Annotated in this window: 5 protein-coding genes; 2 read left to right on the top strand and 3 right to left on the bottom strand. The window is 74.1% G+C overall.

Annotated features, from left to right (window positions below; translation table 11 throughout):
* The 3 genes from ACFWN1_RS29715 to ACFWN1_RS29705 all read right to left on the bottom strand — a co-directional run.
* The coding region (locus ACFWN1_RS29715) for a CocE/NonD family hydrolase (protein ID WP_384368649.1) at nucleotides 1-420 on the bottom strand (420 nt) is incomplete at its 3' end.
* On the bottom strand, nucleotides 417-1,229 hold the full coding sequence (locus ACFWN1_RS29710; protein WP_384368646.1) for a hypothetical protein: 813 nt from the start codon (nucleotides 1,227-1,229) through the stop codon (nucleotides 417-419). The genes ACFWN1_RS29710 and ACFWN1_RS29715, both read right to left, overlap by 4 nt.
* A gap of 68 nt (nucleotides 1,230-1,297) precedes the next feature.
* The gene (locus tag ACFWN1_RS29705) at nucleotides 1,298-1,486 is read right to left on the bottom strand and encodes a streptamidine-related RiPP repeat protein (protein ID WP_124003198.1); all 189 of its coding nucleotides are present in this window, start codon (nucleotides 1,484-1,486) and stop codon (nucleotides 1,298-1,300) included.
* A 341-nt stretch (nucleotides 1,487-1,827) separates the two neighbouring features.
* Between ACFWN1_RS29705 and ACFWN1_RS29700 the strand changes: the two genes are divergently transcribed.
* Nucleotides 1,828-4,737 (top strand): AAA family ATPase, encoded by a 2,910-nt coding sequence (locus ACFWN1_RS29700; protein ID WP_384368642.1) that lies wholly within the window; start codon nucleotides 1,828-1,830, stop codon nucleotides 4,735-4,737.
* A 126-nt stretch (nucleotides 4,738-4,863) separates the two neighbouring features.
* The coding region (locus tag ACFWN1_RS29695) for a protease pro-enzyme activation domain-containing protein (protein WP_384368639.1) at nucleotides 4,864-6,466 on the top strand (1,603 nt) is incomplete at its 3' end.

The following is a 6,466-nucleotide window of genomic DNA, read 5'->3' as shown; positions in this document are numbered from 1 at the left end:
GCCCAGCGCCATCGACGGGCCCATGCTGACCACCGCCCGCACGGCGTCCGGGCGTTCGGCGGCGAGCGCCCATGCGGTGTGACCCGCGTACGAGCCGCCGTAGGCGACGAGCCGTCCGTCGCTCCATGGCTGCCGCTGAATCCAGTCGGCGAGAGCCGCGCCGTCGCCGCGCTCGTTGTGGTACGGCTGCCATGTCCCGTCGGAGTCGTACCGGCCGCGCACGTCCTGGACGACATAGGCGAAACCCCGGCGCCGCCAGCCCGCGCCCTCGGCGAGGTGTCCGCCGCGGCCGTACGGGGTGCGGGTCACCACGGCCGGTACCGGCCAGGTGCCAGGAGGCGGGAGGTGGATGTCGAGGGCGAGCGGCGTGCCGTCCCAGCCCGGCACGCGCTCGTTCGCCAGTACGGGCGGCACGCTCATCGCACGGCCTCGGCGGGCGCGGTGACCGGCAGCGGCAGGACGCGGTGCCGCTCGACCGCGGCGGTCGCGGCGTCCACGACCAGTTGCACGTCGTGACCGGCCGGCGTACCGGTCTCGTGAAGGCGCAGCACGTCCTCCACCAGCAGCCCGGCCAGGACCGCCGTCGCGCCGGTCCCGGGCCACGGCACCGGCGGCAGGGTGTCCCCGTCCAGGTAGGCCCAGTGCGCGGCCAGTTCGGCGGGCAGGTCGGCGGCGGCGAGCAGACGACCACGGGTGTCGGCGTACGAGACGGTCCGTCCGGGGACGGTCATGGGGCCCAGGACGAAGCGCAGCCCTTCGGCGTGGCAGCGGTGCCAGGCCGTCGAGTGCAGCGCGCACCACGCGTCCACCCGCCGCCAGTGCGCGTCGGGCAGCCAGCCGGCGCAGCAGACCACCGTGTCGGCGGCCCGTACGGCGTCCTCGTCGACCGGACCGGTGGCGACGCGCGTTCCGGACGGGAGCAGTGCGGCGACCGCGTGGGCGACCGGGTTGTCGCCCTCGATGTGAACGCTCAGGGCGCCCGGCGCCGGCTGCTCCCGGGGAGTGGCCAGCGTGCCGCGCTCGCCGAGTGCCGCGAGCAGGGCCTGACCGTGCTCGCTCTCCAGGCCGGGATCGACCTGTTCCCCGCCGCGCCCGTAGGCGAACCGCTGGGCGGCGGCGAGCAGTTCCCGCGGACCGCGGATCCGGGTGAAGCGGCCGTCGGGCGTGCTGTGCCGCCAGCTTCCGTCGGGGGCCGCGTACAGATGGTGTCCGGGTGCGATGCGATCCATGGCAGTGCCTTCCTGCGAGGGCCGCCCGCCCCCTGGCCCGGCCAGGGAGCGGGCGGCGTGGTGACTGCTCAGGCGGTCCAGGCGAACGGGTTGTGGACCAGCGCGTTGGTGCCCGGACCCTGCGGCGCGGCGAGCGAGCCGTCGGCCTCCAGCTCCTCGAACGCGAACGGGTTGTGCACCAGGGCGTTGGTGCCCGGACCCTGGGGCGCGGCGAGCGAGCCGTCGGACTTCAGCTCCTCGAAGGCGAGCGAAAGCATGCGTGTCTCCTCTCTCTTGAAAACGGTTGTCGTTTTCGAGGGAGAGATTAGGCGGACCCCGGCCACGACCGCAAGCCCCGGTCGCCATCGGACCGAAAAGCACCCGGGATGGCGCGACAACGGCGCCCACAGGGGCAGTTGGCGGCGGAGCGGCTGCGCCGGGGGTCATTGACAAGCCGAACGTGCGGCGGTTGTCATGAACACATGCTGCGATGCCCTGGAACCCGCTGGACGCGCCGAGCCGAAGGCTCCGCCCCCGGCGACGGCCGCGGCCTGTCACCCGGCGCGGCAGGCACGAGGACCGCCGGCGCCACCCCCGGGGCAAAGGGCGGGCGGCTGCCGTGGACGTACGGTCACTGACCGGGCGCGGCGAGCTGCTCGGCGCCGCCTGGGCCGAGTTGACGGTCCGTCCCGGAGTGCTCTTCCACGGCCCCATGGGGATCGGCAAGTCCGTGCTCGTGGCCGCCCTCATGACGTCCTGGGCCGCGCAGGACCGGCCGGCCGGCACGGTACTGCACTGCTCGCCCGCCCGGGAGGACGCCGGGCTCCCGTTCGTCGGCCTCGTCGACCTCTTCGCGCGGGTGCCGGAGAGCCGCCTGGAAGCCCTGGCCCCCGGGCCCCGGACAGCCCTGAGAGCGGCCCTGCTGCGCGCCGGTGAACCGGCCGACGACCACGGCCGCCTCGCGCTGCGCGTCGCCGTCCTCGAAGTGCTGCGCACCCTGGCTGCCGGTGGCCCCGTTCTCCTGGTCGTCGACGGCCTCCAGTGGCTCGACGAGCCGAGCGCCGAGGTGCTCGCCTTCGCCGTCCGCCGCGTCGCGGGCCTCGGCGTACGGATGGTGGCGGCCGAGCGGGTGGCGGACGGTGAGCAGCCCGAGCGGCTGCGCTGCTGCCCTCCGGGAACCGTGGAGGTGGCGGTGCCCCCGCTGGCGGACGGCGAGGTGGCCGATCTCGTGCGCGCCGGTTTCGGTGCCGACCCGCCGCCGGCGGTACTGCGGGCCATCCAGGACGCCGCTCGCGGGAACCCCTGGTACGCACGGGAGTTGGCGTGGGAGGCCCGGCGCGACGGCGGACCCGTCGGCTTCGGCCGGGCGCTGCCGGTGTCCCGGAGGCTGCGCACCCTGCTGCTGGACCAGGTGCGTACGCTGCCGGAGCCGGCGCGGCACACCCTCCTCGTCACCAGCGCCGCCGCCCGCCCCAGCCTCACTCTGCTGCGTGCCGCCGGGCTCCGCGACCCCGCGGCCGACCTGGCGGAGGCCGAACGGCTCGGCGTCGCGGCGGCCGACGCCGGCGGGACGATCCGCTTCCGGCATCCGATGCTCCGGGCCGCCGTCTATGCCGATGCCACGGAGCACGGCCGCAGGCAGGCGCACGCCCTCCTCGCCCCTGCCGTCACCGAGCCGGTGGAACACGCCCGTCACCTCGCTCTCGCCACCCCGCACGAGGACGAGGCCACCGCCCGCACGCTGATGTCCGCGGCCGAGCACGCACGCCGCCACGGCGCACCCGACACCGCCTTCGAACTGGCCGGGTTCGCGGCCCGGCGCACTCCCGGCGACCGCGCCGCGGACCGCGCCGAACGACTGCTGGCCGCTGCCGAGTACGCGTGCGACGCCGGACAGCTGGAGGAGGCGGGACAGGCGGCCGGGGCCGTCCTCGCCGAGTCGGGTTCCGCGCGGCAGCGGGTGCGGGCCCGGCTGATCCTGCTGCGCAATGCCGGACAGGCGCTGGAGGGCACCCACAGTCTGATCGAGGAGGGGCTCCGGGACGCCGACGGCGACCCGGAGACCGAGGCATGGCTGCACCACTGGGCGGCGGTACGCGGCCTGTTGTGCGGGGAGTTGGCGGAGGCGGCCCGGCACGCCCGGCGCGCTGCCCGGCAGGCGGCCCGTGCCCACGACACGGACACCCGGATCGGGGCACTCGCCACCCTCGCCCGGGTGCGGTCCCTGGCCGGGGAGCCGGCCGCCGCCGACGCCGCGCTGGAGGAGGCGCTCGCGCTGGTCGGGGGCGCGGGCGCCGGTCCGGAGAGCTGGGGCCTGATCCGGATGCGGGCGATCCTCGCTCTGGACTCCGACCGGGTGACCGAGGCTCAGGTGGAGGTCGCCCGGCTCCTCGCGGAGATCGGCGAGTTCGCCGGGGTCGAGGAGGTCATGGCGACACTGGTGGCGCTGACGCGTATCCAGGTGCGTTCCGGGCACTGCCGGGAGGCGCTGCGCACCGCCGCCCGCTGCTCGCGCGCCTCGGACGAGACGGGCCTGCAGGCGGCTCCCGCACTGTACGCGGCGGCGCTCGCGGCCACCGCGGGCGGCACCGCCGACGAGGCCCGGCACCTCGCCGAGCAGGCGGTACGGGCCTCGGAGGCGGACGGCGACCGGCTGTTCCTGCTGCGCGCGCTGGGGGTGCTCGGACAGGCCGAACTGCTCGCCGGTGACCCCAGGGGGGCGGCCGCCGCTGTCGAGGCGCTGCAACGCGTCAGGGAACTCGGCGAGGCGATGTCCGCCGCCGACCCGCCCTTGCTGCACTGGTACAGCGACCTGGCCGAGGCCCTGGTCGTCCTCGGCGAGTCCGAAGCGGCCGGGGCGGTGATCGGCGAGGCCCGCACGCGTCTGTCCGCCGACGAGCCCGGAAGCGTACTGGCGGCTCTCGAACGGGCGGAGGGGCTGCGTGAGGCGGGGCTCGGCCGGGCGAAGGAGGGGGCGGTACGGCTGCGTACCGCCGTGGACCGCCTGCGCCGGCTTCCGTTGCCCGTGGAACTGGTGCGCACGCTGATCGCGCTCGGCGCGGTCGAGCGCCGCTCGCGGCACAGGGCCGCCGCGCGGACGGCCCTCGGCGAGGCGCTGGAGACCGCGACGCGGATCGGCGCCGCTCCGCTGGCGGCGCGGGCCAGGGACGAACTGGCTCGGCTTGAGGCCGGAGAGCGCAGCGGTGATTCAGGCGCGGGCCGGCCCGAACTCACCCCCACGGAAGCCAGGATCGCCGGACTGGTCGGCGGCGGGGCCACCAACCGGGAAGTCGCCGCCGAGCTGTTCATCAGCGTCAAGACGGTGGAAGGCGCCCTGTCGCGGGTCTACCGCAAGTTCGGGGTCCACTCGCGCACCGCGCTCGCGCATGCGATGGCGGTCGCCGTGATCGCATCGGGGGCGGCGGTGGAATCCGTGGACGATGCCCAAGTCAGCCCCGTCACGCAGGCGGTGACGTTCAGTCAGTCCGGCCGAGTCCGGATTCCCCGCGCGCTCGACACACGCCGTTGATGTGACATCCCTGGTTAACACGTGAAGCAAGGGTTCCCCCGCTTATGCGGGGCGGGCCGGTGTTCCAACCTTGGAGCACGTTCCCCTTCCGGAACACCACCACCCCACGCTCTCCGGAGGACCTCTGTGAAGTCACGTCTGAAACTGGTCGGTCTGGTCGCCGTGCCGGCCCTGCTCGCCGCCGCAGTCCCCGCCGCCTACGCCGCCGGCACCCCCCAGCCGCACTCGACGCGCGCGGCCGTCACCGGAGATGTCCTGAAGGGCCTCGGCAAGAACGCTGTCCGCACCGGCAGGGTCGCCGCCGGCAAGCGGATATCGGTGGCGATCAGCCTGACCCCGAGAAACGCGAAGGCACTCGACACCTTCGTCGCCAAGGTCAGCGACCCGAAGTCGAGTTCCTACGGCCACTACCTCACGAAGCACCAGTTCGCGGCCCGCTTCGGCAGGACCGACGCCGAGGTCACGCAGCTCAAGGACTACCTTCGGGCGCAGGGGCTCACCGTCAGGGCCACCCACTCGGGGAACCTGCTGGTCGACGCCAGCGGCACCGCCGCCCAGCTGGAGAAGGCCTTCGGCACCAGACTGTCGACCTGGAAGGACGCCGCCTCGGGGCGCTCGTTCTACGCCAACGACGCCGCGCCGACCCTGCCCCGCGCCATCGCCTCCCTCGTCAGCGACGTGGCCGGCCTCAACAACCGCGTCCACCTGCACCACCAGGCGCCTTCCACCGTCACCCCCCACAACGGGCCCGGCGGCGGCTACACCCCGGCCCAGCTCAAGGGCGGCTACAACGTCTCCGGCACGTACACCGGCAGCGGCCAGAAGATCGCACTGATCGAGTTCGACGGCTTCCAGCAGTCCAACATCACCAAGTACGACAGCAACTACGGCCTCAACTCGCCCACCCCGACAGTGAAGAAGGTGGACGGCGGCTCGGGCCCGCTCGGTGACGGCCAGGTCGAGGTCGAGCTGGACATCGAGGTCCTGCACGCCATCGCCCCGAAGGCGAACGTCACCGTCTTCGAGGGCCCCAACTCCGACGCCGGCGAGGTCGACACCTACCAGGCCATCGTCGACAGCGGCATCCCGACGACCTCGATCAGCTGGGGCGCCGCCGAGAGTGCCCGCACCAGCTCCAACATCAACGCCGTGGACAACGTCTTCAAGTCGGGCGCCGCCCAGGGCCTCGGCTTCTACGCGGCCTCCGGTGACAACGGCTCCGACGACGCCGGCGACGGCCGCACCTCCGTCGACTTCCCGGCCAGCGACCCGTACGTCACCGGCGTCGGCGGCACCAAGCTGACCGTCACCTCCTCCAACGCCTGGAGCAGGGAGGTGGCCTGGGCCGGGGGCGGCGGCGGCAAGTCCTCCGTGTTCAGGATTCCCAGCTGGCAGACCGCCGTACAGAAGAGCGCCGGCGGCGGCTTCCGTCAGGTGCCGGACGTCGCGGCCCACGCCAACCCCAGCCCCGGCGTCTCGATCTACTCGCAGGGTTCCTGGTCCTCGGTCGGCGGCACCAGCGCCGCCGCACCCGAATGGGCGGCGTTCGCCGCGCTGTACAACCAGCAGGCCACAGCGGCCGGCAAGGCCAACCTCGGCTTCGCCAACCCCGCCCTCTACGCGGCGAACGGCACCGGATTCCACGACATCACGAGCGGCAGCAACGGCGCCTACTCCGCCGCCACCGGCTGGGACTTCACCACCGGATGGGGCTCGTACAACGCGGCTA

It is taken from the genome of Streptomyces sp. NPDC058459, from assembly GCF_042721685.1.
Taxonomy (GTDB): domain Bacteria; phylum Actinomycetota; class Actinomycetes; order Streptomycetales; family Streptomycetaceae; genus Streptomyces.
The sequence above is the reverse complement of the archived record's forward strand: the minus strand, read 5'-3'. Positions and strand labels throughout refer to the sequence as shown.